The sequence below is a fragment of the Pseudoalteromonas peptidolytica genome (genome assembly GCF_012641745.1).
Taxonomy (GTDB): domain Bacteria; phylum Pseudomonadota; class Gammaproteobacteria; order Enterobacterales; family Alteromonadaceae; genus Pseudoalteromonas; species Pseudoalteromonas peptidolytica.
The window spans coordinates 22,969-48,571 of the sequence record NZ_WEHZ01000007.1 but is presented as its reverse complement, the minus strand read 5'-3'; the positions used below and the strand labels follow the sequence as shown (position 1 = coordinate 48,571).

Annotated in this window: 19 protein-coding genes; 11 read left to right on the top strand and 8 right to left on the bottom strand. The window is 42.3% G+C overall.

Annotated elements, in window-relative coordinates; genetic code table 11:
* Positions 1-108 precede the first annotated feature (108 nt).
* Together F9Y84_RS06270 and F9Y84_RS06265 are read left to right on the top strand one after the other, a co-directional pair.
* The gene (locus F9Y84_RS06270; RefSeq protein ID WP_147389658.1) at positions 109-873 is read left to right on the top strand and encodes a YdcF family protein; all 765 of its coding nucleotides are present in this window, start codon (positions 109-111) and stop codon (positions 871-873) included.
* A gap of 145 nt (positions 874-1,018) precedes the next feature.
* The gene (locus F9Y84_RS06265) at positions 1,019-1,387 is read left to right on the top strand and encodes a hypothetical protein (RefSeq protein ID WP_125252348.1); all 369 of its coding nucleotides are present in this window, start codon (positions 1,019-1,021) and stop codon (positions 1,385-1,387) included.
* 137 nt (positions 1,388-1,524) lie between these two features.
* Here F9Y84_RS06265 and F9Y84_RS06260 read toward each other — a convergent pair whose 3' ends face one another.
* Entirely contained in the window at positions 1,525-3,150 is a 1,626-nt protein-coding gene (locus F9Y84_RS06260; RefSeq protein WP_147389656.1) for a methyl-accepting chemotaxis protein, read from the bottom strand.
* 268 nt (positions 3,151-3,418) lie between these two features.
* Positions 3,419-5,026 carry a diacylglycerol kinase family protein gene (locus F9Y84_RS06255; protein WP_147389654.1) on the bottom strand — a complete coding sequence of 536 codons (1,608 nt, stop codon included), beginning with the start codon at positions 5,024-5,026 and terminating at the stop codon, positions 3,419-3,421.
* A gap of 361 nt (positions 5,027-5,387) precedes the next feature.
* Between F9Y84_RS06255 and F9Y84_RS22095 the strand changes: the two genes are divergently transcribed.
* Positions 5,388-5,627 carry a hypothetical protein gene (locus F9Y84_RS22095; protein ID WP_088530084.1) on the top strand — a complete coding sequence of 80 codons (240 nt, stop codon included), beginning with the start codon at positions 5,388-5,390 and terminating at the stop codon, positions 5,625-5,627.
* Between the two features lie 105 nt (positions 5,628-5,732).
* Positions 5,733-6,314: a DNA endonuclease SmrA gene (gene smrA / locus F9Y84_RS06245; protein ID WP_147389652.1), complete on the top strand. Its 582-nt coding sequence runs from the start codon at positions 5,733-5,735 to the stop codon at positions 6,312-6,314.
* 63 nt (positions 6,315-6,377) lie between these two features.
* On the opposite strand, the gene F9Y84_RS22390 is transcribed toward smrA, so the two are convergent.
* Positions 6,378-6,509, bottom strand: a complete 132-nt coding sequence (locus F9Y84_RS22390; RefSeq protein ID WP_263972618.1) for a hypothetical protein — start codon at positions 6,507-6,509, stop codon at positions 6,378-6,380.
* Positions 6,510-6,610: 101 nt separating this feature from the next.
* Positions 6,611-7,537: a 2-hydroxyacid dehydrogenase gene (locus tag F9Y84_RS06240; RefSeq protein ID WP_128730067.1), complete on the bottom strand. Its 927-nt coding sequence runs from the start codon at positions 7,535-7,537 to the stop codon at positions 6,611-6,613.
* Between the two features lie 115 nt (positions 7,538-7,652).
* On the opposite strand from F9Y84_RS06240, the gene olsF reads away from it, so the two are divergent.
* The 6 genes from olsF (at position 7,653) to F9Y84_RS06210 (ending at position 14,753) form a co-directional block, all read left to right on the top strand.
* On the top strand, positions 7,653-9,374 hold the full coding sequence (gene olsF, locus F9Y84_RS06235; RefSeq protein ID WP_147389650.1) for a bifunctional ornithine lipid synthase OlsF: 1,722 nt from the start codon (positions 7,653-7,655) through the stop codon (positions 9,372-9,374).
* Positions 9,375-9,457: 83 nt separating this feature from the next.
* Positions 9,458-9,940 (top strand): TlpA family protein disulfide reductase, encoded by a 483-nt coding sequence (locus F9Y84_RS06230; RefSeq protein ID WP_147389649.1) that lies wholly within the window; start codon positions 9,458-9,460, stop codon positions 9,938-9,940.
* 109 nt (positions 9,941-10,049) lie between these two features.
* Complete coding sequence (locus tag F9Y84_RS06225) at positions 10,050-12,113, top strand: TonB-dependent receptor plug domain-containing protein (protein WP_147389648.1); 2,064 nt, start codon at positions 10,050-10,052, stop codon at positions 12,111-12,113.
* Positions 12,114-12,173: 60 nt separating this feature from the next.
* Entirely contained in the window at positions 12,174-12,452 is a 279-nt protein-coding gene (locus F9Y84_RS06220) for a peptidylprolyl isomerase (RefSeq protein WP_128730060.1), read from the top strand.
* 92 nt (positions 12,453-12,544) lie between these two features.
* Positions 12,545-12,808 (top strand): GrxA family glutaredoxin, encoded by a 264-nt coding sequence (locus F9Y84_RS06215; RefSeq protein WP_010378880.1) that lies wholly within the window; start codon positions 12,545-12,547, stop codon positions 12,806-12,808.
* A 130-nt stretch (positions 12,809-12,938) separates the two neighbouring features.
* Complete coding sequence (locus tag F9Y84_RS06210; protein ID WP_147389647.1) at positions 12,939-14,753, top strand: DEAD/DEAH box helicase; 1,815 nt, start codon at positions 12,939-12,941, stop codon at positions 14,751-14,753.
* A gap of 216 nt (positions 14,754-14,969) precedes the next feature.
* Here F9Y84_RS06210 and F9Y84_RS06205 read toward each other — a convergent pair whose 3' ends face one another.
* Positions 14,970-15,800 carry a M90 family metallopeptidase gene (locus F9Y84_RS06205; protein ID WP_147389986.1) on the bottom strand — a complete coding sequence of 277 codons (831 nt, stop codon included), beginning with the start codon at positions 15,798-15,800 and terminating at the stop codon, positions 14,970-14,972.
* A 111-nt stretch (positions 15,801-15,911) separates the two neighbouring features.
* Between F9Y84_RS06205 and F9Y84_RS06200 the strand changes: the two genes are divergently transcribed.
* Positions 15,912-18,248, top strand: a complete 2,337-nt coding sequence (locus F9Y84_RS06200) for a DEAD/DEAH box helicase (RefSeq protein ID WP_147389985.1) — start codon at positions 15,912-15,914, stop codon at positions 18,246-18,248.
* A gap of 131 nt (positions 18,249-18,379) precedes the next feature.
* Here F9Y84_RS06200 and F9Y84_RS06195 read toward each other — a convergent pair whose 3' ends face one another.
* The 3 genes from F9Y84_RS06195 to F9Y84_RS06185 all read right to left on the bottom strand — a co-directional run bounded on the left by F9Y84_RS06195 (position 18,380) and on the right by F9Y84_RS06185 (position 25,163).
* Complete coding sequence (locus F9Y84_RS06195) at positions 18,380-21,262, bottom strand: TonB-dependent receptor plug domain-containing protein (RefSeq protein WP_147389984.1); 2,883 nt, start codon at positions 21,260-21,262, stop codon at positions 18,380-18,382.
* A 679-nt stretch (positions 21,263-21,941) separates the two neighbouring features.
* A complete protein-coding gene (locus F9Y84_RS06190; protein ID WP_128730805.1) occupies positions 21,942-22,193 on the bottom strand; it encodes a hypothetical protein in 252 nt (83 codons plus the stop codon).
* Positions 22,194-22,397: 204 nt separating this feature from the next.
* Positions 22,398-25,163: a TonB-dependent receptor plug domain-containing protein gene (locus F9Y84_RS06185; RefSeq protein WP_167508265.1), complete on the bottom strand. Its 2,766-nt coding sequence runs from the start codon at positions 25,161-25,163 to the stop codon at positions 22,398-22,400.
* Positions 25,164-25,603 lie beyond the last annotated feature (440 nt).

The following is a 25,603-nucleotide window of genomic DNA, read 5'->3' as shown; positions in this document are numbered from 1 at the left end:
TAAATAGGCGCAGAAGCGACGGCTGTAAATATGATGTGATTGATTTCTAGAACCCTCTTCTCATGCTAGCATACCCTTAAGTTACACATGCTAGCACAAGGATTTTCCATGTTTGAAGTGAAAAAGGTTCTCGGTCAACTACTCATGCCATTACCTTTGTCTTTAATTCTGTTGATGGGCTTATTGCTGTTTGTCGCAAAAACTCGAAAAGCACCATACATTTTTTGTTGGCTGAGCTTACTGTCTATTTGGAGTTTATCTACTCCTTATGTAGCACAGAAAATTATCGAGACAGATGCTCAAATGCTCACCGCGCTTGACCCAAGAAAACATCAAAGTATCGACAAAATTGTCGTGCTGGGTTGCGATTTATATCCAAATCAATCATTACCTAGTAATGCACAACTTGGCGGTTGTAGCCTTGCTCGCTTAGTTGAAGGTGTGCGTTTAGCGAATCTCTACCCTAGTGCACACCTATTTGTTTCAGGGTATGGCTATGGTCATGCCACTAGCGCAGGGTTAATGGCCAAGACAGCTCAAAGCCTAGGTATTGAAACTTCGAGGATAAAACAGAACCCAAATCCAAAAGACACCGCCGACGAAGCCAAAATGCTCGCACCTATGTTAATTGATTACAATGTAGCACTTGTCACCTCAGCTACACATATGCAACGAGCGATGGATCTTTTCAACGCTCAAGGGGTTGAGACCATCCCTGCACCGACAGAATTTTATAATTTTGCTCAGCATCCATGGAGTCGACAGTTTATCGCCAACCATACCGCACTCGAAGTCGTAACTAGAGTTTGGCATGAACAGGTTGGCAAAGTATGGATAGCTATTCGACGCACGATTGACCCAGAAGCACTCTAAATGACGAAAAAGGCAACAAAACAAGGCTAAATCCCGATAAATTGGCGCTGAAAAACGTAAAAAATTGAAAATTTACGCAAATATGGGTATAAATAGAGTTTAATCTTAACCCGCGTATCCGCGTACAACACGACTAGGATCTACGATGAGTAAACTAGATAAAACTGAAGTACTAAGCGCTTTCGAAGCTGCGTACGAAGCTGCACATGGCAAAAAGCCTGAAATCACTGCGAAACCAGGTTGGTATAGCATCGATGGCGGCAAAAACATGCGCCTTGCAGAGGTAGCGGCATTAACCGAAGAGCTAACTTCAGGGTCAGCTGTAGCAAGTGAGACGACGCAGGCGCCTGCTAAAAAAGCGAAAACGACTAAAAAGGCCCCTAAAGCAGCTGTAAAATCAGTAAGCTTTGCTGTCGTTAAAGAAAACGAAGAAGGCTTTAAAGCGGAAGAACAGTGGATTGCAGAGCTTGCTGCAAAAGACCATGACTGCCGCCTACCTCGTGGTGTTGTGTAACTGGTTTGCACATATCATGAATAAAAAAACCTCGGTCTGTCGAGGTTTTTTTATGTCTGTAACAGTAATATAGATTTACTCTTTCAAATTGAGCAAATATTAAGTCTAATTGGTATAAGTATTAAGACTAATCGGAATTACACCTTAAAAACGGAAACTTGCTTATTAAGGCGCTCCGATAAAGCCTGAAGATGGTTGCTGACATCAGCATTACTTTTTGCACTGTTGGTAATTTCAGAGATGCTACTGCTGAAATCGTTAATATTCTCACTAATTTCGGCAACCACCGTGGTCTGCTCTTCTGTAGCAGTCGAAACCTGAATATTCATACCAACAATTTCATCTACCGCTTGATTAATCTCTGCCATGAGTTTTGCTGACTCATTGGCTCGATTGACTCCTGATGCTGCACTACTTTGTGCTCCTTCCATTGAAGATACTGCGTGTTGCGCTGTACCTTGCAGCTTTGAGATCATCTCTCTTATAGATTCAGTCGCTTTTTGAGTGTTATGTGCAAGCTGCCTCACTTCATCAGCCACCACAGCAAATCCACGGCCTGATTCACCTGCCCTAGCCGCTTCAATCGCTGCATTTAATGCCAGTAAATTGGTTTGTTCTGCGACGCCTTGGATCATTAATACCACTTGATTGATTTCGTTTGATTGATCATTCAGTGCCTTTATTAGTTGTGCATTGTCTCCAACTTCACCAGCAAGCTTTTCGATTGTTTGAATATTTTGTGATATAACCCCAACACCTTGTTTTGCCAACTCTCCTGAGACTTCAGCTTTATTCGCCGTGTTCATTGCACTGTGTGCAACCTCTTGAATAGCACTGCTCATTTGAGTGGTCGCGGTTGCAATCATTACCGTTTGTTGTTCCTGCTGCTGCGATGTCCCTACCATAGATTGACTGATTGTATTCAGTTCACAAGCCGTCTTGGACAAACTATTTACCATAGTGACTAAACTTTTAACTAAGTCATGTAAGCAGGAAATCATACTGTTAAAGTCGCGCCCAATTTCACTCAATTCATCGTTTCCTTCAATAATGACCCTCTGAGTCAAGTCAGCATCCCTGGCAATGTTGCCTATGCGCATCCGTAGCCGCGTAAGTGGCTTATTAATGGATTTAAAAATCAGCATTCCTATCGTTAACATCATGACAATAATGGCAACGGAGGAGATGAGCATAGCGGCCTTTGTGGCATCCGCTTCAGCACGTCCCATACTACGTAAACTATTTGCTTCTGTGAGCTGTAGTTCAATTAACGCATTATAGCTTTCACTTAATGGATCAAAAGCTGCGTACAAGTCATGGATAAATACATCATAGGGGATTGAGTTAAAGGTGTTTGCTCTAACCCTGGCGATGTAATCGTCGAGTAATCTCTCAACCACTTGCTCTGCCTTTTCAGACGCACTAACTAAATCTCGCTCCTGCTTTGTTAATCCTGTTTGAAGGTAGTTTTTCCATTCACCCTGCGCCGTATTTTTAGCTGCTTCTATTTGTTCAAGCGCGGCGCGGTCAGACAGTTGTTGGCCCCTTAACTTATGAAAGGTATCCACAATCACGACCGCGTAATTATCAGAAACCACTTTTATCTGCTTTAATGGCACAACTCTATCGTCATATATGCGGTCAATGTAACTGGTTAGGTTTGAAAGGGTAGCGATTGTAAAAATGGTGGCAAATATAAAAAATATAGCGGGAACGCCTGAAAGCGACAACAACCTGCTTTTAACTGAAAACCTATTTAACATCGACATTTTCTTATTGGGCAATACTAAGTTTTAGTATTACCCAATACTTTATTATTTCAAGAAAGAATGTAATTTAAACAATGTAGAATTGATTAAGGTCATTACACAGTGTTTTGATCAATTCTAATGAACACTTTTCTGAAAGAGTTTTTATATTCTATTGATGACTGAGCATTACTAGCTAAATGCAGCCTTTCTAGAGTGTAATATTTCATATATCCACGGGCTGGTTGAGTCCCTTTTAACAAAAATTCACGTTTCTAGCTGCCTAAGGCACTGCCACGTCTAGCGCATGCTTCTGGATCTTAATCTCAATGTCTTTTGCACTTAATATTTCGCCATCGAGTGCATAATGCTGATCCGTCGCAAATGCAATATTTATTTTTTCACACTGAGCTGTGCGTATATTAGATGATGCGTCATCTAATTTTGGAAGAATAAGCTCAGCAACAGTTAAATTCTGAGCGCCTGAGGGCTCAGCAGGTAAAATAGTAACATCTAACAGACCATCATCGTAAATAGGCTCGCCATGACCCTGAGCGAGTATTGTCGTTTTTGGCGCGGCATTAGCAATGACTAAGCTAACACACTTCATCGCAAAGTGCTCACCACCATCAAAACTCACTTGACATTCAAAGGGTTTATTTTCGCTGACGGCTTGCCACAAACCACGAATGTACGCCAGTTGACCCGAGTGATTCTTTTCCTCGCGGCTTGCTCTTTCGATCATTTCCTGACCAAAACCAACTGCAGCAACTAATAGGGCGGCTCTGCCATTACAGTGCATGATATCAATCGCTTTGGTTTTGCCCGCTAAAATGGCTTCACACGATTGATTAACAGGGTCAAGCTTTGACATCGGACCAAGTAACACGGTTGCCAAAGAATTTGCGGTGCCAAGTGGTAGAATGCCAAACAAGGTATCTTGTTGATATATACCATGAGCGACACTAGCTAATGTTCCATCTCCGCCGCCTGCAATAACAATGTGGGGTTGAACCTGTGACACCAAATGTTGGGCAAGCACTGAAACATCAGTGTCTTTTTCTGTAAGACTAATCGACAGGCGATATTTTTCAGTCAGCATGCCAACTATCTCATTTTCGTATTCAGACCATTTTCCTGAGCCCGATACAGGGTTAACAATTAACACTGCACTTAACTCATGAGAGAAGTTTTTGTTTTGATGGAGCTTTGTCAGCCCCCTTAGTTGCTGCTTGTTTAATCGCGCAGTTTCCCGTTGGTTTTGAATTTTTTCTAAAGCTTCACGAACACTATATTGTGGGTTGGTCAACAACAAATATGCCGTACAAAAAAACACTGAGCGGCCACGACCAAGCGCACAATGCACCACAACTTTACGATTGAGTTTATGTTGCGCCTCTATCCATGCCATTGCGTGAGCTAATTGCTCTGGTGTTGGTACTTGATGATCGAGCACAGGAATATTTAAGTAGTGTAACCCTTGTTGCTCTGCCGACCAGTTTAAGCCGTCGAATTCGGCTGTTACATCTAAAATTGCTTCTATACCCTCCGCTTTGAGCATATCCACATCACTTGGGAAAAGTCGACAAGCAACAAAAAGATCTTCTGTTAGCGGTTGAAATGTATCTACAACATCCCTGCCGCGCTCTATTGCATTATACAAGTGCACAAAACCAAGATAAGGCCAGAAAAGCCAAGTGACATACCATGGAATAGTTCCTGTTCCATGCTTTCTAAATATATGTGGATAGTTCGTCGCATAAGCAAAAGTGACTAACGACACTGACACAGTAAACCAAGCTAATGGTAGCATTAGCCATGATCCCAAACTGTATATTGTCAGCGCAGCCAGTACGCAGCTAGCTAACAAATAGTACTTGAGCATTTTCATTGCCTTTCCTTAATTATTTTTTATAGCGCTCAGCTTGTTCTGATCACGCTTCAGGGTTCTGTAATACACTCTCGTAATTAAACCTTAGTATATATATTCATATATTAATCCACGCTGATAAAAAGTTTTTTCCATTACAATCATAGCCATAAAAGCAAATCCACACGTTATCCTTGCTCAACCACTTACACCTAATAATACTTTCAGCACGACTTATGCAAAATTGTGTACATAACTATTCAGCAGACATTAACCCATAAAAATTTCTAATGCGATAATTATAAAATTTATCAGTTGAATGAAGCATTATTGATCACCATAATGGCGATCCTTTAGACATATTTGGAGAACCAAACAGACAATGGCAAACGAGCTCGACTGGCTACTTAACTTAGTATTACTGACTTTAGGTTTTGGCGCCTTTTTTATTAACCATAAAACGCTACTAAGAGTAGCTGCTGTGTGCGCATGTGGCGTACTTTTTATCTCGTTTAGCCTTGATCTGATGAACACTAGTGTGATTTCTAACCTTAGCCTGATTCTGATAAATACATTTTATCTTTTTAAAGTCTATACTTTCGGTCAACTAGAAGTTCACTAGTTCCTAGCGACTAGTTCCCAGCGACTAGTTCCCAGCGACTAGTTCCATAATTTAATTTGGTGCGCTAAAATCATGGCTATCATTGCTTGTTAATGGAGAAGCAGTATGGCCATGACTGATGAAGAGCTATTTTTGGCATCCATGGGCGACGTAACTCCGCTCGCCCAAGATAAAAAAGCACAACTGCGCCGTATCAAAAACGAACCTACCATTTCACAACTCGCAAAACGAAAGGCAGCAGAGCAAGAACTTGAGTTCGATCCCAACTACCTCTCTACAGAATATGTTGATCTTCTCGACCCTCATGACCTGCTCGCATTCAAAAAAAGTGGGGTGCAGGATGGGGTTTATAAAAATCTTAGATTAGGTAAGTACCAAATTGATGCGACTTTAGATCTACATGGCAAGCCATTTCATGAGGCTCGCCAAGCTTTATTTAATTTCGTTACTGACTGTCATACGAAAAGCATTCGAGTGTTATTGATAAGACACGGGATCGGTTTAAACAGCAAGCCATTTCCAGCCGTGTTAAAGAGCTACACCAGCAAATGGCTGCAAGAAATTCCACAAGTGCTGGCCTTTCATTCTGCTTTAAAATGTCACGGCGGCAGTGGTTCTACTTATGTACTACTCAGAAAGAGCGACGAAAAGAAACAAGAAAACAGAGAGCGTCACGCCAAGCGCTAAAGCCCAAATAGCCGAAGTGCTTCGGCTATTTGCCTCTGAGACAGATGCTGTTCCTCATCTCTGTCATTTTCCCAAGGTAACAGTCTCTCTTTGAAGCTCACTGGCACCTGCTTGATTAAACCACGCAGATACCCCTAACAAAATAACCGAAACGACGACTATTGATAGTTTCGCGCCACCTTGACTTTGCTTCATGGACTAGACCTTTTTATTATTGTTTTTTTGTTAAATTAATGCATCATTCATAAACTCTCAAGATGTTTTTTTATACAGTATTATCCGTGCCTTCAAGCTCTCTAGTAGCCCTTTTTCTTTTGCACTATGTGCATTAACTCCCTACCCTCTGTCATCGCAAGATAGTTATTTGCAATTTGCAGTGCAGCTGTAGATAAACTTGTTAATGCAGCAACGTGAGGAGTCACGGTAATGTTAGGATGTGACCAAAAAGCATGCCCTGTTGGCAAAGGCTCTGTTTCAAATACGTCTAAAACAGCTCCACCAAAAGTCTCTTGAGTGATAGCTGTAAGTAAATCCGCCTCATTTAAGTGCAGACCTCGAGCAACGTTAATTAGTACGCAATGAGCAGGAGAGGCAGCAAAAACTTTGGCATTGAGGATACCTTTTGTTTGTTCCGTAAGTGGCAATAAACAGACGAGATAATCTAAGTCCTGTAAAAATGCGCCAAGCTCAGCGTCACCGCAAAAGTGTATTATCCCTTCAAGGCTTTTCACCGAGTTCGACCACCCCTTTACGGTAAATCGATTAGCATTCAGTTTATCAGCCACAGCTAAGCCAAGCTGACCCATTCCCATAATACCTACCGTTCTGCCTGACTTGGCTCTACGGGGCTTCCACGCTTGTTGAGCCTGTTGCTTAAGATACATATTGATACCGAGTTTGTGACTCAAAATGTGACCAAGCACATATTCGGCCATATCATCAGCTAGGTTTGGATCAACAATACGTGCAACCTCTACGTGCGGTGGTAATAGTTGTACCGGAATACTATCAATGCCTGCACCATAGGAATGCACCACTTTTAGATTAGGCAGCTGCGACCATAATGCCTCAGGCGCATTCCATGCCAACACAAACTCAACCTTCGCTAGTAAGCTTGCATCATCAACAGGCCATTGGAGTATCGTTTGTTTTGGCAAAAGCTCGCTCAGTTTAGCGATTAATTTGTCATTGTTGCGTCCAGTAACACAGATAAGTAAAGCCATATGATTCCTTTTTGTTATTACACACTATCACTGCAAAGTAAATGACATACCAATGCAACATGCTTGTCATTAATAGTTTTTACTCTTGCAAAAAAGCGCCAACAGGTGATGAAAAATGATCAGTGTAGATAAAGTCATTGAAGCAAATCTTCCGCAACTTGAAAACTCCCCTAAGGTAAAAGGTTTAGTAAAAAAAGGACTTGGTTACTTATTACATGAGCAAGAATTTGTCGCTTTTGCCGACACATACCCTCACCTTGAGGGTCTCGAGTTCGTTGAACAAGTCCTCGATGAATTAGATTTCGATGCTCGCTTTAAACCAAAACAAATTGAGCACATTCCCAGCGAAGACGCTGTCGTAATAGTTGCAAATCATCCGATTGGCTCTTTGGATGCCCTTGCCCTAATAAAAGTACTTGCCCAGATACGGCCAGATCTTAAAGTAGTTGCAAATCGCATGCTGATGTCGGTTACACCAATGCATCCTTTGCTATTGCCCGTGGATAACCTCTCTGGTGCCAGTAAAAAGCAAGAGCTTGCAAATATCCAAAATCACCTAAAGTCTGAAGGAGCACTACTTATTTTCCCGGCAGGGGAAGTTTCTCGTTTGAGCCCAACAGGCATTAAAGACTGTAAGTGGAACTCAGGCTTTCTGCGCATGGCTAAAAAAGCCAATTGTCCCATTTTACCTATTTTTATTAAAGCTAAAAACAGCCCGCTGTTTTACGGCACAAGCATGATTTATAAGCCTTTAGCCAGCTTACTACTGGTAAAAGAGATGTTTAAACAAAGGCAAAAGTCATTAGAATTTGAAATAGGTGCAAGTATCCCCCCAGAGTCTTACCTAATTGACAATCTCAAAGACAAAGAAATTGTCGCACTGATCCGTAAGCAGCTTTATCGGCTTGCGAGTAAAAAGCCCCTTCCACTCAAAACTCAAACGCCGATTGCAATGCCAGAAAATCGTAAAGAGCTTAAAAAGGCGGTGGAAGCCTGTGAATGTATAGGAGAAACCCCCGACGGGATGCAAATATATGTCTATCGCTATACTGGTAGCTCAGTGGTATTTAGGGAACTTGGGCGCTTAAGAGAAATCGCGTTCAGAGCAGTAGGAGAAGGGAGTGGAAATCGTCGTGATATCGATAAATACGATATGCACTACCACCACTTGTTGTTATGGGATACAAAACAACTCGAACTCGTTGGTGCTTATCGCCTTGCCAGCGCTAAACACGTTATAGAAGAACATGGTCAAGCAGGACTTTATACAGACAGTCTATTCTCATACAGCGAAGCCATGACTCCTTATTTTGAAAAAGGGCTAGAGCTTGGTCGCAGTTTTGTACAGCCAAAATATTGGGGACGAAAGAGCTTAGATTATCTTTGGTATGGCATTGGTGCATTTGTTAAACGTTACCCTGAGCACCGCTACATGTTCGGTGCGGTAAGCTTATCAAATGCGTTACCTGATGAAGCCAAAGCGATGCTGGTATATCACTACCAACATTACTTCTGCAATTTAGAGGGCATCGCCACGCCTAACAATGAGATGAAACTAACTAGCGATCAACTTACACGCTATCAGCAAATATTTTGTGGCAGTGATATTAAAGAGGACTTTGCTGAGCTCAAACATATTCTCGCGAATATGGGCGCGCAAGTACCGACCTTATTTAAACAGTATACTGAGCTGTGCGAAGCGCAAGGGGTCAACTTTCTGAGCTTTAGTATAGATCCCGACTTTAATAACTGTATCGATGGTTTAGTACTGGTTGATTTAGCTAAATTGAAAGAGCAAAAAGCGAAACGCTATCTGGGCGATAACCCTTACGGTTAACCCCAAAAACGTTGGTCCTATGCAATAAAGGTCGCTACACTGCGGTCTTTATTGTCGTATATTGTTATCATGGGATCATGTATATGCTCAAACTACTTGGCCAAGCTTTCGTCATTGTACTGGTGTTTTTCGCCGTTTCCACCTACCAAGAAAGAAACATGCTGCCCGACTCAGGAGCGCAAATGGCACCGCCATTTCATCTTCCCATGTTGCAGTCCAAGCAAACTTACTCCTCTATTCAACTCAAAGGGCAACAAAGCGTCGTGTATTTTTTTGCACCTTGGTGTGGCGTATGTCGGGTGAGCATGCCGAATATTGACAAATTACATCAGCAAGGCAAAGTCAAAGCGGTGGCGATTGCACTGGATTATCGCTCGACTGAAGAAGTAACAAAGTTTGTCAGCGACCTACAATTAGAGATGCCCGTGTTACTCGGTGATCAGGCCACAGCAACAGACTATAAAGTACAGGCTTACCCTACGTATTATGTACTTGATGAAAATTTTATGATCACCGAGCGCTCTGTTGGCTACTCTTCTGAGATAGGGATCCGAGCGAGATTGTAAGAAACTGCGGCAAACCTCTTACAGTTAATTACAACTCTCTGAAGCTAATCAACATTTATTTCATTTAGGCTAATGCACATCTTAACAAAGGATGAATAGGAAGCCTACCATGCGCCATGCGCCACACTTTACGCTCAGCAAAATTTCACTCCTGGTGCTCTGCACTACCCTCGCAAATAGCGCAGTTGCACAGGAAAATAAAATTGAACACATTGAAGTTATCTACAAACGCAGCTCCGTTATTTCAGAAATTACCGAAGATGCACAAAAACTTGTAGATATGCCAGGAGCCATGGGCGACCCTCTCAGGGCAGCATTTGCCTTACCTGGTGTGGTCGCTGCTGGTGGCTCTATGGGCGCACCTGCGGTGCGGGGCTCTTCACCTGATGATAATATCTTTGAAGTGGACTTTATGCCTGCCGGGTATATTTTCCATGATTTTGGCAGCTCCATTTTCAACCGCAATACTATCCAAGACTTTCAATTAAATTCAGCTGGCTTTGGTACCAGTTACAGTAATGCCACAGGGGCAGTATTTGACGTCACGCTTCGTAACCCAAAATACCAAGATATTGCCACCACACTAGATTTAACCATGTTTAACGCTGGTATCTTCGTTGAGGGTAAAGCAACGGAAAATTCTGCATTCTATGTCTCAGCCAGAAAAAGTACCCTACCGCTTTTTTTCAATGATGGCGAAGAGCTGGAGGACGATGATGGCAAACCGACGGGAGTAATCATTAACGATCCACCTGATGACCACGATTATCAAGCGAAGTGGCTGTGGGATATTAACGCAAATAATTCGGTCACGATAAATATCAATGGTGCAGAGGACTCAGTAGCCGCTGGGTTTTCAGGTGCATCACACCTTGCTCTTAAAACCCCAGAGTACCAAGGTGACGCTCGCTACACTCGCAAATTCAACAGCCAGAACATACTGTGGGATCATTACGCTAAAGATCTACACATTCGTGCTGGGGTGGGGTATCTGAATCATAAAGCCATAATGCGATATGGGCAGCGTGCGACGCTATCTGATGGCTACTTTGAAAATTTTGAAGAAGAGCAGCTCAGCTATAAAATTCGCGCGAATTATAAGCTTAATAAAGAGCATCGCCTAATAGCAGATGCTGGCTATTACGACAAAAAGTCCACTTACCGCTACGACGCTTTTAATTATGTTTGCACCGAGTTTGACCCCGACTGCGACCTAAATAAAGGTGAAAGAATTAAGGGCACATCGAGTGCTGGAACAGATTCTGCCTTTATAGGGCTTAATCACGTTTGGCAGTTTTCCCCAAAATGGCAAAGTGAATTAGGAATAGTAGGCGAATATTATGACTACAGTGATGAGACCATTGTCCATCCACGTCTTGCGCTCAATTACTTCTATAACGATGACACAGTGATCTCAGCCAAGGCAGGCACCTACAGCCGCATTCAAGACCTTGAATATATTTTGCCTGTAGTTGGTAACCCAGACCTCGAAGCCCAACGTTCAACGCACTATACCTTAGGCTTCAAGCAGGAACTTAAAGATGAATGGTCATACTCTATTGAGACCTATTATAAGACCATGGACGACCTGCCTAAAAGTGCTCCTTTATCTCAAGTAAACTACATCAATGGGACTTCCGGTACAGCCTACGGTGTTGATTTTATTGTTAACAAAAACAAAACCGATGACTGGTATGGTTGGGTTGCTGTCAGTCTCGCAAAAAGTGAACGTGAGGATGAGTTAACCGGCATTAAGCGTGACTACTATGCCGATACCCCTTTTATTCTGAATGCCGTGCTTCACTATGACTTTGGCGAAAAGTGGTCTGGAGGCTTTAACTTTACCGCACGCAGCGGTCAAGCCTACACCCCGATTGTGGGAGTAAAAGAGAACCCTGAATTTGCGAACCGCTATTTGCCCGTGTATGGCGACCCATTTTCAGAGCGCTTTGACACTTATCACCGCCTCGATATTCGCTTTGAGCGTAAAACGACATTATTTGGCCTTGATGGCAAACTCATCTTAGAGCTAATGAACGCATACGGACAAGACAACACCGCCTATGTCGACCTTGATTATGACAAAGTTAACTCAGTCAACGACTTAGTAATCGAAGAGGAAAATGATGACTTTGAAATGCGCCCCTCTATCGGCTTTAGTGTAACATTTTAACTTGCCACAGGCGCACAAGCCCTGCATGATCGCTTTTATTTTTACAATGAGAGTCTTTTCATGCCTAAAGCGTGCGCCTATCACATCCTAGTCAAAACCGAAAAAGAGTGTTTAGCGATTAAAGCCAAACTTGCCAAAGGTGCTGACTTTGGCAAGTTGGCTAAACAACATTCCCTCTGCCCTTCAAAAAAGCGTGGTGGTGACCTAGGCGAGTTCAATAAAGGAGATATGGTAAAGGCCTTTGACGATGTGGTCTTCAAAAAGCCGTTATTTGAAGTACATGGTCCGGTAAAAACTAAATTTGGTTTTCACCTCATTAAAACGGTTTATAGAAGCTAATCGATTTTTTAGATTAGCACTATCACTTTAATACAATTTACCTTCAGGATGCTTCCTCTATACTGTAGTCATTCAATTAGAGGAGAAAGAATATGTTTACTGTTATTTTTGGTCGTGAAGGTTGCCCTTTTTGCGTTCGAGCTAAAGAAGTTGCAGAGCGATTGACACAAGAACGCGATGATTTTAACTTCCGTTATGTCGACATTATTAAAGAAGGCGTGAGCAAAGCCGACTTAGAGAAGTCAGCTGGTAAACCTTGCCCCACTGTACCTCAAATATTTATCGATCAAGATCATATCGGTGGCTTTACCGAGTTTGAAGCATACGCAAAAGCCAATTTAGGCCTTTATCAATAAACTTTGCAAACTTGATTAGGTTAAATTTTAACCAATATCAGTCACATATAAAATAGTGTGATTTTATGCAAGCATTTGCTGTGGCTTTCCTGTACAATGCGCGCCTCTTTAAAATAGTTGAGGCGCATTAATGTCAGAACCAGTTACGTTTGAATCTTTAGACCTTTCTCCTGCAATCTTAAAAGCAGTCGAAGAGCAAGGATATAAAACACCTTCTGAGATCCAAGCTCAATGTATACCGTTATTGCTAGAAAGAAAAGACGTACTGGGACTAGCGCAGACGGGTACAGGTAAAACGGCAGCATTTGCACTGCCATTGTTAAACCAAATAGACGCATCCGTTAAACAACCGCAAATTCTTGTGCTTACGCCGACGCGTGAGCTGGCTATTCAAGTTGCTGAAGCATTTCAGCAATATGCTAAATATACTAAAAGCGTTGAAGTACTCGCGCTTTATGGTGGTCAAAGCTATGGCATTCAGCTAAGTGCTCTACGTCGTGGTGCCCAAATTATTGTGGCTACACCAGGCCGTTTGATTGACCACATCAACCGCAAGACCATTGACCTTTCAGGTCTTAATGCGCTTGTACTTGATGAAGCAGATGAAATGCTACGCATGGGCTTTATCGATGATGTTGAAAGCATCATGGAAAAAACACCAGAAGAGAAGCAAACTTGTTTGTTCTCTGCGACTATGCCTAAGCAGATCCAATCAATCTGTAATAAGTATTTAGACAACGCCGAACAAGTTAAGATCACTCCGCGTAACTCTACAGTATCTACGATCGAGCAAGTTTACTGGCGTGCAACAGCACACAAGAATAAAGCAATCGTACGTTTCTTAGAAGCGGAAGATTACGATGGTGCTATCGTGTTCGTACGTACACGTAATGATACTGTTCAGCTTGCAGAGTTACTAGAGCGTGAAGGTTTCTCAGCAGCACCGCTTAATGGTGACATGAACCAACAAGCACGTGAGCGCACAGTAGACCGTCTTAAGAATGGCCTACTAGATATCGTTATCGCAACTGACGTTGCAGCACGTGGCCTTGACGTAGAGCGTCTAAGCCTTGTTGTTAACTACGATATCCCACAAGACTGTGAAGCTTATGTTCACCGTATTGGTCGTACAGGCCGTGCTGGTCGCCAAGGTAAGGCAATCTTGTTCGTTAAGAACAACGAGCGCTATTTACTTAAGAACATCATGCGTCATACGCGCTCAGATATCGCACAGGTTGAATTACCAAGTGCAAAAGTAGTTGAAGAAAAGCGTATTGGTGCATTAGAGACAAAGATTTCTGCAGCGCTTGAGCACAAAGACATTGAGTTCTTTTCAAAAGTGGCTTCAGGCCTTGCTCAAAAGCTAGAGCTGAGCCAAGAAGACTTAGCAGCAGCGCTATTGTGTCTTGCACAGCAACAGACACCACTAAAAGTTGAAGATATTCAAATTCAACAACGTGAGCGTAGAGAGCGCGATGATCGTCGCGGCGACCGCCGAGATAGAGACGGTAACCGTGGCGAGCGTGGTGAACGCAAATCTCGTAGCCGTGATCGCGCAGCAGGCCCTATGGACACTTACCGTATCGAAGTGGGTCGTGAGCATGGTGTTCAAGTTAAGAACATTGTTGGTGCTATTGCGAACGAAGCAGATATCTCTAGCAAGTTCATTGGTGAAATCCGTCTGTTCAACGAACACAGTACGGTACAATTACCACAAAACATGCCAGCTGACGTACTTAGCCACTTCAAGAGCGTTCATATTTGCCAACGCCCTATGAACATGACCAAGAGCACCCACCCAGCCGATCAAGGTCAGGGCAGAGGTGAAGAGTCAAGAGATCGTAAGCGCAGCTTCAAAGACCCTCGTAGTGGCGGCGGTGATAAACGTCGCTCAGAAGGTCAAAGAAGAGACCGACGCGAAAGAAAAGAAATTAGCTTTTCTTAATCGACGCTCTTAAGAAAAACCGCTCAGTTGAGCGGTTTTTTTATTTAATACCAATTTTCTTAATTAAGTGGTCTATTTTGAGGCGAGAAAATCTTGTCGATAACAAGACAAAAATTTTGCTATTTAGTCGTTCTAAATAAGAAATTTTTAACGCCGTTAGCGTCAGATTTACTCCTTCAAATTGAGCAAGTATTAAGTCAAATTGGTATAAGTGCTTTAATATCGTTGCCAGTCCCTTGGCTCAAACTGATAGTAGTCTTTTAACAAATTGTATAGCTCTGGGTTTTCCTGTTTGAGTTCATAGGGTTTTTCAATAAATGTTTCCGTTACCACGGCGAAAAACTCCGCTTCATTTGTTGCACCGTATGAATGAATAGCGTGGGGCATATTGTAGGACAGCTGCATTTTTAAGTGCTGGTACGCCTTCGATAATACCCTGCCCCAATCCTGATAGCTTACCTTTGCTGGCAATATGGGTGTTCCATTGGTTACACCGGTCTGCTGATCCAATTGATGGGCAAATTCATGAAAGACTAAGTTATGACCATCTTCAGGTAATCTATTTCCCTCAAGTACATCGTGCCAACTCAACACTAAAGTACCTCCAGGCCAAGACTCTCCTTGACGAACCGTTTGATGAAAGCTGACCAAGCCGGCACCATCTCTTGAGGTTTGCGGGGCATAATAGCTACTTGGATATAGTAAAACTTCTTTGACGTTGGGATACAGTGGCCAAGCTTGCTTGAGCACGAGTAAGCACGCATCTGCCGCGATAATTAAACACATCAGCCGTGATACCACTAACCCATCTCTACCAAGTACGCGCTTTTCTCCCAGAAACCAGACAATATGCTTTTCTAACTGCTCACGGTCGGCATCTGTCATATTGCGATAGATAGGCATGTACTTTAGTAACACCTGCTTGTCAGATCCACTCAATGCTTGGTTTTGATATTTTTTTTGCCACCTGAATTGCTGAACTTTATCCCAGTTCCAATACAAGAAAACAAATAGAATAAGGCCAGTAATAAGCGCTATTTCTATCATGGTTTTTGGCCATTTTTGAATAAGTCTTCAAAGATAAATTGGTTCCATCACCCGATTTTTCAAGCAAATTTTGTTACTATACCGAAAAATGTAAATAGCCAATAAGTAGTTATGTCCTTACCCATCGAGTCCGTTCAACCTCAATTTACTAAAACCTTAAGGGAACAAAATACTGTTGTTGTCTGCGCCACAACAGGCTCTGGCAAGTCAACTCAACTGCCATTGTGGGCGACAGAGCACGGTAAGGTTTTAGTTATTGAGCCAAGGCGGATCGCCTGCACTTCTCTAGCTGAATATGTCTCGACTCAAAGTGAGTCTAAGCTTGGTGAAAAGGTTGGTTTTGCTATTCGCTTTGAAGGTAAGTTTTCAGAAGATTCACAGGTCATCTACGCAACTCCAGGCGTCGCATTAAGGTGGTTTTTTGATAATAAACTTGCTGATTTTACTGTCGTCATGCTGGATGAATTCCATGAAAGACGCTGGGATATGGACTTACTACTGGCCTTGTTAAAGCAAGCACAATCTCATAAATTAATTGTGACGTCTGCCACGTTAAATAGCCAAAAGCTTGCTACCTATTTAGACGCACAGGTTATTGAATCAGGCGGAGTGCTTTACCCTGTCGCCGAGTATTTTCATGCGCCAGAGCCTCGGGCGATGCCTCATAAAGAGCAGCTGGAGCAGCGCGTTTTTAGCGCATGCCAAGAGGCACTGATAAACTGCGACGGCGATATTTTAGTCTTTTTACCGGGCAAAGCCGAGATCCAAGCATGTTTATCAAAAGTGAAATCATTACCCGCTATTGCGATAGGGTTATATAGCGGCTGCAGTCCTAAGGCGCAGCAACTAGCGTTGGCAGCGCATAAGGAGCGCCGTATTATCTTGGCAACCAATGTCGCTGAGACCTCCCTTACTATTCCTAATGTCACTTGCGTAATTGATTCAGGTCTAGAGCGCCGCACACATTTACGCTTAGGCAAAACAGTATTAGGCTTAGATGCCATTGGCAAAGATTCAGCTAAGCAGCGTCTCGGCCGCGCTGGACGTACACAAGCTGGTATATGTATTAGGCTATATGGCCAACACGCACCACTTATTGATGCGACTCCCCCAGAAATCCAACGGGGATCTTTGACAGAGCTGGTATTGGCCTCAGGCTGCGCTACTGAGGGTGTCTCATCTTTACACTTTATCGACCCTTTACCTGAACGTTCAGTTGAAGTTGCAACACAGCAGCTCAGAAAACTCGAAGCGATAGACGCGCGTGGTATTGCAACGGAGCTTGGCAAGCAGCTCTACCCTCTACCCATCGACTTTGAATTTGGCTATGTCATTAGCAAGTTAAACAGCAATGCACTGCGCCAAGCCGCAATAGACTTATTCTCGGTATTATCGGTTCCGGCTCGTGTTTATCAACTCCCAAATGATGCCGAGCGCCAAACAAGATTAAATACCCTTTTTCCTTATGGCTCTGACATAGAAGTCGCTATCTCTGTTGTAAGAGGCGGAGCTGAGGATTTAGTCGATATTACACCTGATGCGCTTCAAGAAGCCCAACAATTTAGTGCTCACTTGCGCGACCACTTTTCCTTGCCATCATTAGATAAGGCTGCAAGTTTCAACCATGATAACTTGCTTCTTGAGTTGGCGAGCTTAATACCTAACTGGGTATATATTAATAAAAATAATCGCCGCCATGGTTTTAATAATGGACAAAGTGAGGTTGTTCTCTCAAACCATACTCGTATCTGTGAAAATGCAGAAGCAGTACTGGTGCTAAACACATTCTCATTGGCAGGAAAAGGCACTAAACAAGCAAAAACGCTTGCAATGTATAATGCTGCGTTGACGAAAAAGCAGCTCCTTAAAATAGGTATTGGCAACGAAGTTCTGCACGCAGCCTATGTAGATGACAATGTACTTTGGGGCGAATTTATTACCTTTTACGGCGAAGAAGCCTTAAGTCAGACAACAAAGCCTTTGAATACACCTCAGGACACGATTTCGGCATTGGTGATGCTTATCCTAAATAACACACTTTTTATAGGATTAGCCAATCAAATAGAATTGAAAATCAGCTACACCCAATTATTTTATCAATACCATAGCCGCGATATATCACTTCCCACCGTTGAAGGGTTTCTGCACCAAAAGTTAAATATACTGGGTATCGAAAGTTATGAAGATATTGCTCTCATTGACGAGCAAGATTTACAGTTCGATGAGGTTGAGTCGTGGGAGTTAGACCCATTTATAGACAGATTTCCGTTATTCTGGTCCATTCCAGAACTGAGCATGTCGGTCAACTATAACTTTAAAGGAAAAAGGATAGAGTTAACATATATCCGTGGCGCAAGAAAAGATGCACCTAAAAAGTGGGAATTGCCAGCTTGGAGTGGCTTTAAAATCCGTTATAGAAGAGCCAGCAAGGTCGTTGATGTTATTTAGCTTTTCCAACTAAATACTTAGACAAGGAATAGGATTACTTAGCGCTTATTCCGGTTTTCTCAAAGTAATATGCTTCTTGAGGCATAAAAAAAGCCGCTGTTAAAGCGGCTTTTTAATACTATAACACGTAATTATAGCTTGATGTTTACACCAAATGTTGCGCGACGACCAATTGGATCGTACCAGCTAGTGTCTTCAAACGCTAATGGGTGTCTAGGTGGTGTTCTGTCGAACATGTTCTGGATACCAAAACGTAAGTCTACATTCTCAAGCACACGGTAGTTCATTGAAAGATCGAATGTTGTGTACGATGGAATATCGTTGTAATCGTGCTGTTCGATGTTCCAACCATTACGGTCATTTACTGCACTGTGACGGTAGTTAGTGACTAATACCGCTCTGAAATCACCGTATTCGTAGCTTGTATTCAAGCGAGCACGCCATCTCATGTGATCTTGCTCACCAGTATTCACAAGTAGATCGATAGGGTTTCCAGTTTGATTGATTTCGTAGTTTTCAACATACGTTGCAGTTAGCTTAACGCCAAATTCACCGATGCTAGTTTCAAAATCATAAACAGACTCGATATCGACACCACTCTTCTTCTCTTCAGCTGCGTTTAGTGAAGTTTGGAAGAAGTCTACAACTTCAAAGTTGTCACCACGAGTGATAAAGCCACAGAATGGATTATCTAAACTATCAGCACGGTAACAGTTTTCAGCTAGCTCACGATAGTTATAGTTTTCGATAGCATTTTCAATCTCGAAGCTCCAGTAATCAACTGTGATATCAAAGCCTTCGATTGCTGTTGGCGTGTACACAAAACCAAACACAACATCGCTTGATACTTCGTTTTGTAGTGTGTTGTTACCACCAAGCTTACCTTCGATACTACCACCATCAGTCCATTCTTGAGATGGTCTCCACCCCTCTGGAATACCCGCCGCTGCACAGTTCTTGATTACATTTGCGCGATATTTTTCATCAGTGTTCTGGATTGTATCAGCTGCACATTGGTCAAAGCGAGTCCCGTAGAACTGTGTGCCTGCCGCAGAGTATAGCTCTTCGATGTTAGGAGCTCGAACAGATTCAGCCATTGTTGCACGGAAACGAATGTCATCGTTCAGCTGGTAAGTTAGACCTACTTTATACGCTGAATCACCACCTGTTGATGAGTAATCCATGTAACGATACGCAAGCTCTAAGTTAAGCTCTTGCGCCCATTCGTGATCAACAACTAGTGGTAAAATAATCTCTGTTGAGTATTCTTTTACATTTAGCGAGCCAGAATACGCAAGACCAGAGTTACCAAAGATAAGGCCCTTACGGATACCTGTTCCTGGTTCTTCGTATGCTGAGTCTCTGCGCCATTCAAAACTAAATGCACTACCTACAGGACCTGCTGGCAGCTCAAATAAGTCACCCGTTACTGTTGCGCCAAAGCTAGTTTGCGTACCACCATGCTGTGCGGTTGCTACAGTTGTAATGTAGTCAATCGTATCTTGTGAATGTTGACCAGGTGCACCCATTACATTAATTGGTGTACAACCTGAAATAGCACCAACTACTTCACCTTCATCATTACGATTTGCACAAACAATGTTGCCATTTAGCATTACAGCATCAAGTGCATTCTCAAAGTTTTCTGTGATTACTTCACCAAACCATGAGGTGTCTTGCTGTAAACGACCATGCTGGAAATACGTTGAATAAGACCAGTTATCGTTAATGAAACCGTCTAGACCCACTGAAGTACGGAAAGTCGAACGCTCTTGATTATACTTACGCGGACCAAAGTCATTTGCTAAGCGACGCATTGTAATTGATTCTACTTCGTTCTCTTCCATCAATTGGCGAAGGTCATCTTTTACAAAAGCATTGTCTTTACGTATGTTCAAACTACGCCAGAACACTGGAGTACTCTGACCAAATGCTTCACTGAGTGAGTAAACTGTATCAAAGCTTAGCGTATGGTTTTCGTTTATCTCGTAGTTACCGGCGATGTTAAACGTATGACGCGTCAGTGGTGTACGGAAGAATTCGTCAGCACCTTCTTCGATACCATCTTTATATTCACCTGCGTAATAACGGTAAAGTGAAGACGTTGGATCGCTTGGGATATAACCATCACCATTGTCAAATGGACGCAGGTTACGGTTTTCATCGAATGTCCAGTGATCGCCACCTAAGAAGAATTCACTTGACTCATCATAAAGTGCGTAATGTTTTTTGCCTTCATAAGGGATGCGAGCTGGGATACCATCGTCACCACCTGTGTTATTCGGGTTTGGTACTGATGAAACTGGATTGTCATACCACCATGACTTGTCACGCTTAGCCATTTGTTTTTGGTCGGCAAAGTCGTAGTTGAAAATGAAGCCGCCACCATCAAACTCTTTACCGAATACCAGTGATGCAAATGTTTGCTCACCACCGCCTTCAAATGGGCGTGTGGTCGCAGCATCAATTTCAAGACCATCGAAAGAAGTACGAGTGATGATGTTTACAACACCAGCTACGGCATCTGCACCATAAACAGCAGAAGCACCACCGGTAGAAATTTCGATACGCTCGATCATCGATGTTGCAATGTTGTTTAAGTCAACGGCGTTATCACCCGCTGAACCACCGATAAAACGACGACCATTCACAAGCACAAGTGTGCGACTAGAACCTAGACCACGAAGATCCGTAGTATTCAGACCATTTGCGTAGATATAGTTATTTGAGTTTTCTGGACTCAAGCCAACTTCTGCAGCTGGCATTTCTGATAGAAAGTCGTTAACGTTGCTGACACCTGCGTCTTCAAGCTCGACTCTCCCGATAACAACAACTGGTGTTGGTGCTGTTGCAGCAATACGCTTAATTTTCGAACCAGTAACTTGAATGCGTTCGACTTCTTCTGTTTCTGTATTTTCTTCAGCTGATACAGCTGTGCTTGCCAATGCTGCTGTAGATGCAGCACCAAAAGCAATTGCTAAGCGAACCGCTTTGCTTACTTTATTGTTGAACATGATTGATCCCTGCTTTTATTTTTATAAATAAATTTTTATTAAACAAAGTGTTAAATAAGAACTAACCCATTCTTGTAAGCAAACATTAGAGTTCCAATTTTAGCAACAAGAAAGTACCCATTTTCGCAACTTTTGTTCAATATCCTTTATAATACTTTTATCACTAACATAGGGTCAACAAGCATTTCACAGATTTCAGCACAACTGGCAACCAAAAATCTAAGATGGCACACTAAAATCAAATGAAATCATACTTTTACACGACTTATAATAAAATTTAATTTAATAGAAACAAATAATCCCAAAAATCGGAACGCTCGCAATATAAAGGAGATCTAAATGACACATAAGCAACACCACAATAAACTTGTCGTGCTAACTTAACTAGTACTTATAGCATACAGAGTCAGGCCAAAAGCTGACCAAGCATATCTTCTGAAGCGGAAACAGGAAGCGGTGGGAAAAGTCTTATAATCTGTTAGAGGTACTTAGTAGAAGTCTGTAAGAGCAACCAGACTACAGCCTTAAATGCTCCCACTTGGTATTACGACTTAATCTTAGCAAGAGCAGAATGCGGGAGCGGTGTTATCACCAAAACTCTCTGGCTAGATAAGGAAACAACACAATGTGATTTTAAAAACCAGGAGTTAACGCATTCCTTATCTAACCCTCAGGTTACTTAGCCGTCAGTCGCTATAGAGGAGCTATTGTTTAATGCTTCTCGTGTTAAGCGCCGAGCATTTTCTTTTTCATATTCGGCTTGTTTTTTATCAATACAGCGCTTGCGCTTTAATTTGCTACCAGTCATAGAGCTGACCTCGCACTCTAATTGACTTTTTTTGCTCGCTGTTGTTGCATCATTTTTAGTTCCAGATGTTGAGCTACACGCAAATAGAAATGCAGTAGTAAACAAAATTATTATTTTTTTCATCACAAGTCCTTCTTTATTTATTGTAATTAACTGGAATTTTGGGAAGTGGTAAGTAATTCAATCCTACCAAAATAAAGTTAACGATAATTTGTATTAATTTCAATATATTAATTATAAAAAAACACTTAAATTATATTGTGCAGTTTTGGTCGTCCATAAACAAAAAAAGCGGGGAAACTTCCCCGCTTCTATTAAGTTTATAAATTAAAACTTAAATGTTGCTTTTGCATAGTATTCACGGCCAGTTAAGCGATGAACACGGATAAGCAGTCCGTTATCACCTTGCGATACATAAGGTGGCTGCTTGTCAAATAGGTTGTTGACACCCAAAGACAACGTCAACGTATCTGTTGCATGATAGTAACCAGATAGGTCGTTATAAATAACAGAGCCTACACTGCTAGATAGCTGATTTTTTGCTGGTGCTACATCATCAACAGCACTTTGGTACTGCATAGTGTGTGCCAGACCCCAATTATCACGGTCATAAGACACACGTAAGTTAGCACGCCAGTCATTAAATGCACCACGTCCACCATTCGCTATATCAGCACCGTAGTAGCCATCTAAGTCTTTAACCTCTAGGCCTTCAGCTTCAAGCGAAGTTTGTTCTAGTAGGTGCGTACCTGCAAGTTTGAAGCGAAGGTTGCCACCTAGAGCTTCCATTGCGTAGTTAAAGTCAAAGTCGATACCTTTTGAGTTGAAGAAACCTAAGTTTTGTGTTGATAAGTCAACACCAACAAGGTTACCATCTAGGTTACGACGAGGACTGATACCTTTAGTTCCGTATGCCTCAGGGCCTTTGATAAGGTTACAAACTGGCGAAGAGAAGTTTTCACTCTCGTAGCATGTCTGAGCAATTGTTTCTAGCGTTAAGCTAGAGATTACATTGCTGATCTCAATGTCATAGTAGTCAACGGTAGCACTAAAGCCTTCGATAAAGTCTGGCGACCATACAAAACCAAAGGTCTTACTTTCAGAGGTCTCTGGACCTAGATCAGGGTTACCGCCCCACCATGAACCTGATTGAGCGTTTGGCTGTCCCCAGTTACCAGGAAGGCCGTCTGCTGCACAGTTGGCTTTAAATGTCGCTGAAAGGTCATTGTTTGAGCCGTAGTTTTTACACGGATCACTGTATGAATCAGCTGATTGTGTAAATGGACGGAATAAGTCAGTAATCGACGGTGTACGGAACCCTTCAGAGTAGTTAGCACGAACCATTAACTCTGAGTTAGGACGCCATTCAAGCGCTATTTTCTTAGTCGTCTCAGCATCTTCAATTAGATTTACCTTGGTACGTCGAGCAGCAACGGTTAAGTCTAAGCGCTCAGCAAAAGCAACATCAGCTAATAGTGGGATATTGGCTTCAACATAGTAAGCTTTGGTGTTGTATTTACCAACTGAACCGCCTGGTGCAGTACCATAGATAGCGCCTAGGCCAGATGCACCGTCAACAATCGCTTCATAAGAAGTCGTAAGGTGCTCGTAACCTGCTGCCCAAGAAATTACACCTGCTGGTAATTCAAAGTCACCTGAATCACCCGTAATGTTTATTTGTAGCTGAGTGTCTTCAGAAATCTTAGTGTCTGTAAGAGGAACAATCACCCAATCAAGCATATCCTGAGTTAGGCTACCATCAACAAACGGGTTCCAAATGCCATCTGGCGTACCAGCAACAGCAGCAGCACATGCTTTTGAATCATCTGAGCTGTTATCTGCATTACAAAGCGCTGGATTTACCAACATATTCATGCGCTCTTGGTGTACACGGCCATCGATGAACTCATTAACACGGCGATGGTTAAAGCCGTAGCTAAAGTCCCAATACCAGCCATTTGAGAACTCACCTTCAAAACCGGTTGTGATCAGGTACTCATATACATCAAAGTCTGTACGGCGGTTTCCTGACTCAGTAAGACGACGGTTTACATAAACCTCATCGCCCGTATTATTATTAGGGTGACTTTCAGGAACCGTCATGCCCCAGAACGTACCTACTGGCGCTAGATTTGTCGTGTTACTACGGTGAGTGAACATCGACTCAGAGAAAAACTCGATAGAAGAGAAATCTGTTTCAGCTAACTCATAACGACCTGCTGCGAAAAGGTTATAAGTTTCGCGCGGTTGATAAAGAATACTTGTAGAAGAATAGTTGTAGCTATCAGACGTAACAAACGGTCTTGGATTACCATTTTCGTCCATTACAAATCTGTCAGTCGTGTTGCCTTTTAGCTTGAATGTACCTGGTGAAGAGGTTGTTGAACCACCACATACGATTTTACCATCTTCTTCTTGGCGAGGACAGCTTGAAAAGTCACGGTCTTTACCATAAATAGCTTCACGCTTGTCATAACCTGCTGAGATGATTAGGCTGCCTTTGTCACCTTCAATACCGGTTACAAAGCTAATTGAGTCTGACTCGCCATCACCTTCAGAAGTTTCTTGGTAACGGAACTCTAGTTCAGTACCAGTGTAGTTTTTAGCAGTGATAAAGTTTACAACACCAGCTATCGCATCTGAGCCATAGATAGTTGAGGCACCATCACGAAGTACATCAACTCGTGCGATTGCAGCCATAGGAATAGTACTAATGTCACCACTGAAACGACGGCCGTTTAGTAGTACCAAAGTACGGTCAGAACCAAGACCACGAAGGTTCATACTAACTGTACCATTACCGCCGTTATTTACGTTTGAACCATAACTACCACCGCTGATTACTGGTAGCTGCTGAACAAACTGCTCAAGAGTAGGTACACCTGAAGCCTTGATATCTTCCATTGAGAAAGAACTCACTGGCATTGCAGTTTCTAGGTCAGTACGCTTGATACGAGAACCGGTTACTTGAATTCGCTCTACGCTTTCAACTGATGCTTCTTCTGCAGCTGCGGTTGCGCTAAATACAGCTGTTGACGCTGCTCCAAACGCTAATCCAAGGCGTACAGCCTTGCTTACTTTATTATTTAACATTGATTGCTCCCTGATTATTTTTATGTGCCATGAAAATATATCCCTAGATAACATATAGTTAGGACTCTCGAACATAACTAACTTAGGGACAAGTCACTGCATGACGCAGCTATACTACTTTATGTAACAACATAGGGTCAACATTCATTTTCATAATTTAAACCAAAGAAGAACCAGCATTAACATAAAAAATTAAAAAAATAATTAGTAAATACAGCAACTTATTAAACATCAAAAAAGTTCAAAAAAAATATATTTTTTTTAAAAACCCCCAGTCAACGCCCCAAACTAGGTACAGTAACTTAACAAAATGACGGACTTTTTTTCTTTTTTGATCGATTTGCGTACTCAAAAGCTTGAATTCTACTCTGTATAGACTATGGGAGTGTGGCGAACGAAGTGAATGTTAATGGTAAACAGCGAAAAAAGCCGAGCCAAAA

What these genes read in the sequence shown, in the direction of transcription:
- F9Y84_RS06220 (WP_128730060.1), top strand. Translation starts at nt 12,174, where the DNA reads ATGCCTAAAGCGTGCGCCTATCACATCCTAGTCAAAACCGAAAAAGAG.
- F9Y84_RS06240 (WP_128730067.1), bottom strand. Translation starts at nt 7,537, where the DNA reads ATGGCTTTACTTATCTGTGTTACTGGACGCAACAATGACAAATTAATC.
- F9Y84_RS06215 (WP_010378880.1), top strand. Translation starts at nt 12,545, where the DNA reads ATGTTTACTGTTATTTTTGGTCGTGAAGGTTGCCCTTTTTGCGTTCGA.
- F9Y84_RS06185 (WP_167508265.1), bottom strand. Translation starts at nt 25,163, where the DNA reads ATGTTAAATAATAAAGTAAGCAAGGCTGTACGCCTTGGATTAGCGTTT.
- F9Y84_RS06190 (WP_128730805.1), bottom strand. Translation starts at nt 22,193, where the DNA reads ATGAAAAAAATAATAATTTTGTTTACTACTGCATTTCTATTTGCGTGT.
- F9Y84_RS06205 (WP_147389986.1), bottom strand. Translation starts at nt 15,800, where the DNA reads ATGATAGAAATAGCGCTTATTACTGGCCTTATTCTATTTGTTTTCTTG.
- olsF (WP_147389650.1), top strand. Translation starts at nt 7,653, where the DNA reads ATGATCAGTGTAGATAAAGTCATTGAAGCAAATCTTCCGCAACTTGAA.
- F9Y84_RS22390 (WP_263972618.1), bottom strand. Translation starts at nt 6,509, where the DNA reads ATGAAGCAAAGTCAAGGTGGCGCGAAACTATCAATAGTCGTCGTTTCG.
- F9Y84_RS06200 (WP_147389985.1), top strand. Translation starts at nt 15,912, where the DNA reads ATGTCCTTACCCATCGAGTCCGTTCAACCTCAATTTACTAAAACCTTA.
- F9Y84_RS06265 (WP_125252348.1), top strand. Translation starts at nt 1,019, where the DNA reads ATGAGTAAACTAGATAAAACTGAAGTACTAAGCGCTTTCGAAGCTGCG.
- F9Y84_RS06195 (WP_147389984.1), bottom strand. Translation starts at nt 21,262, where the DNA reads ATGTTCAACAATAAAGTAAGCAAAGCGGTTCGCTTAGCAATTGCTTTT.
- F9Y84_RS06255 (WP_147389654.1), bottom strand. Translation starts at nt 5,026, where the DNA reads ATGAAAATGCTCAAGTACTATTTGTTAGCTAGCTGCGTACTGGCTGCG.
- F9Y84_RS06270 (WP_147389658.1), top strand. Translation starts at nt 109, where the DNA reads ATGTTTGAAGTGAAAAAGGTTCTCGGTCAACTACTCATGCCATTACCT.
- F9Y84_RS06210 (WP_147389647.1), top strand. Translation starts at nt 12,939, where the DNA reads ATGTCAGAACCAGTTACGTTTGAATCTTTAGACCTTTCTCCTGCAATC.
- F9Y84_RS06225 (WP_147389648.1), top strand. Translation starts at nt 10,050, where the DNA reads ATGCGCCATGCGCCACACTTTACGCTCAGCAAAATTTCACTCCTGGTG.
- smrA (WP_147389652.1), top strand. Translation starts at nt 5,733, where the DNA reads ATGGCCATGACTGATGAAGAGCTATTTTTGGCATCCATGGGCGACGTA.
- F9Y84_RS06260 (WP_147389656.1), bottom strand. Translation starts at nt 3,150, where the DNA reads ATGTTAAATAGGTTTTCAGTTAAAAGCAGGTTGTTGTCGCTTTCAGGC.
- F9Y84_RS22095 (WP_088530084.1), top strand. Translation starts at nt 5,388, where the DNA reads ATGGCAAACGAGCTCGACTGGCTACTTAACTTAGTATTACTGACTTTA.
- F9Y84_RS06230 (WP_147389649.1), top strand. Translation starts at nt 9,458, where the DNA reads ATGCTCAAACTACTTGGCCAAGCTTTCGTCATTGTACTGGTGTTTTTC.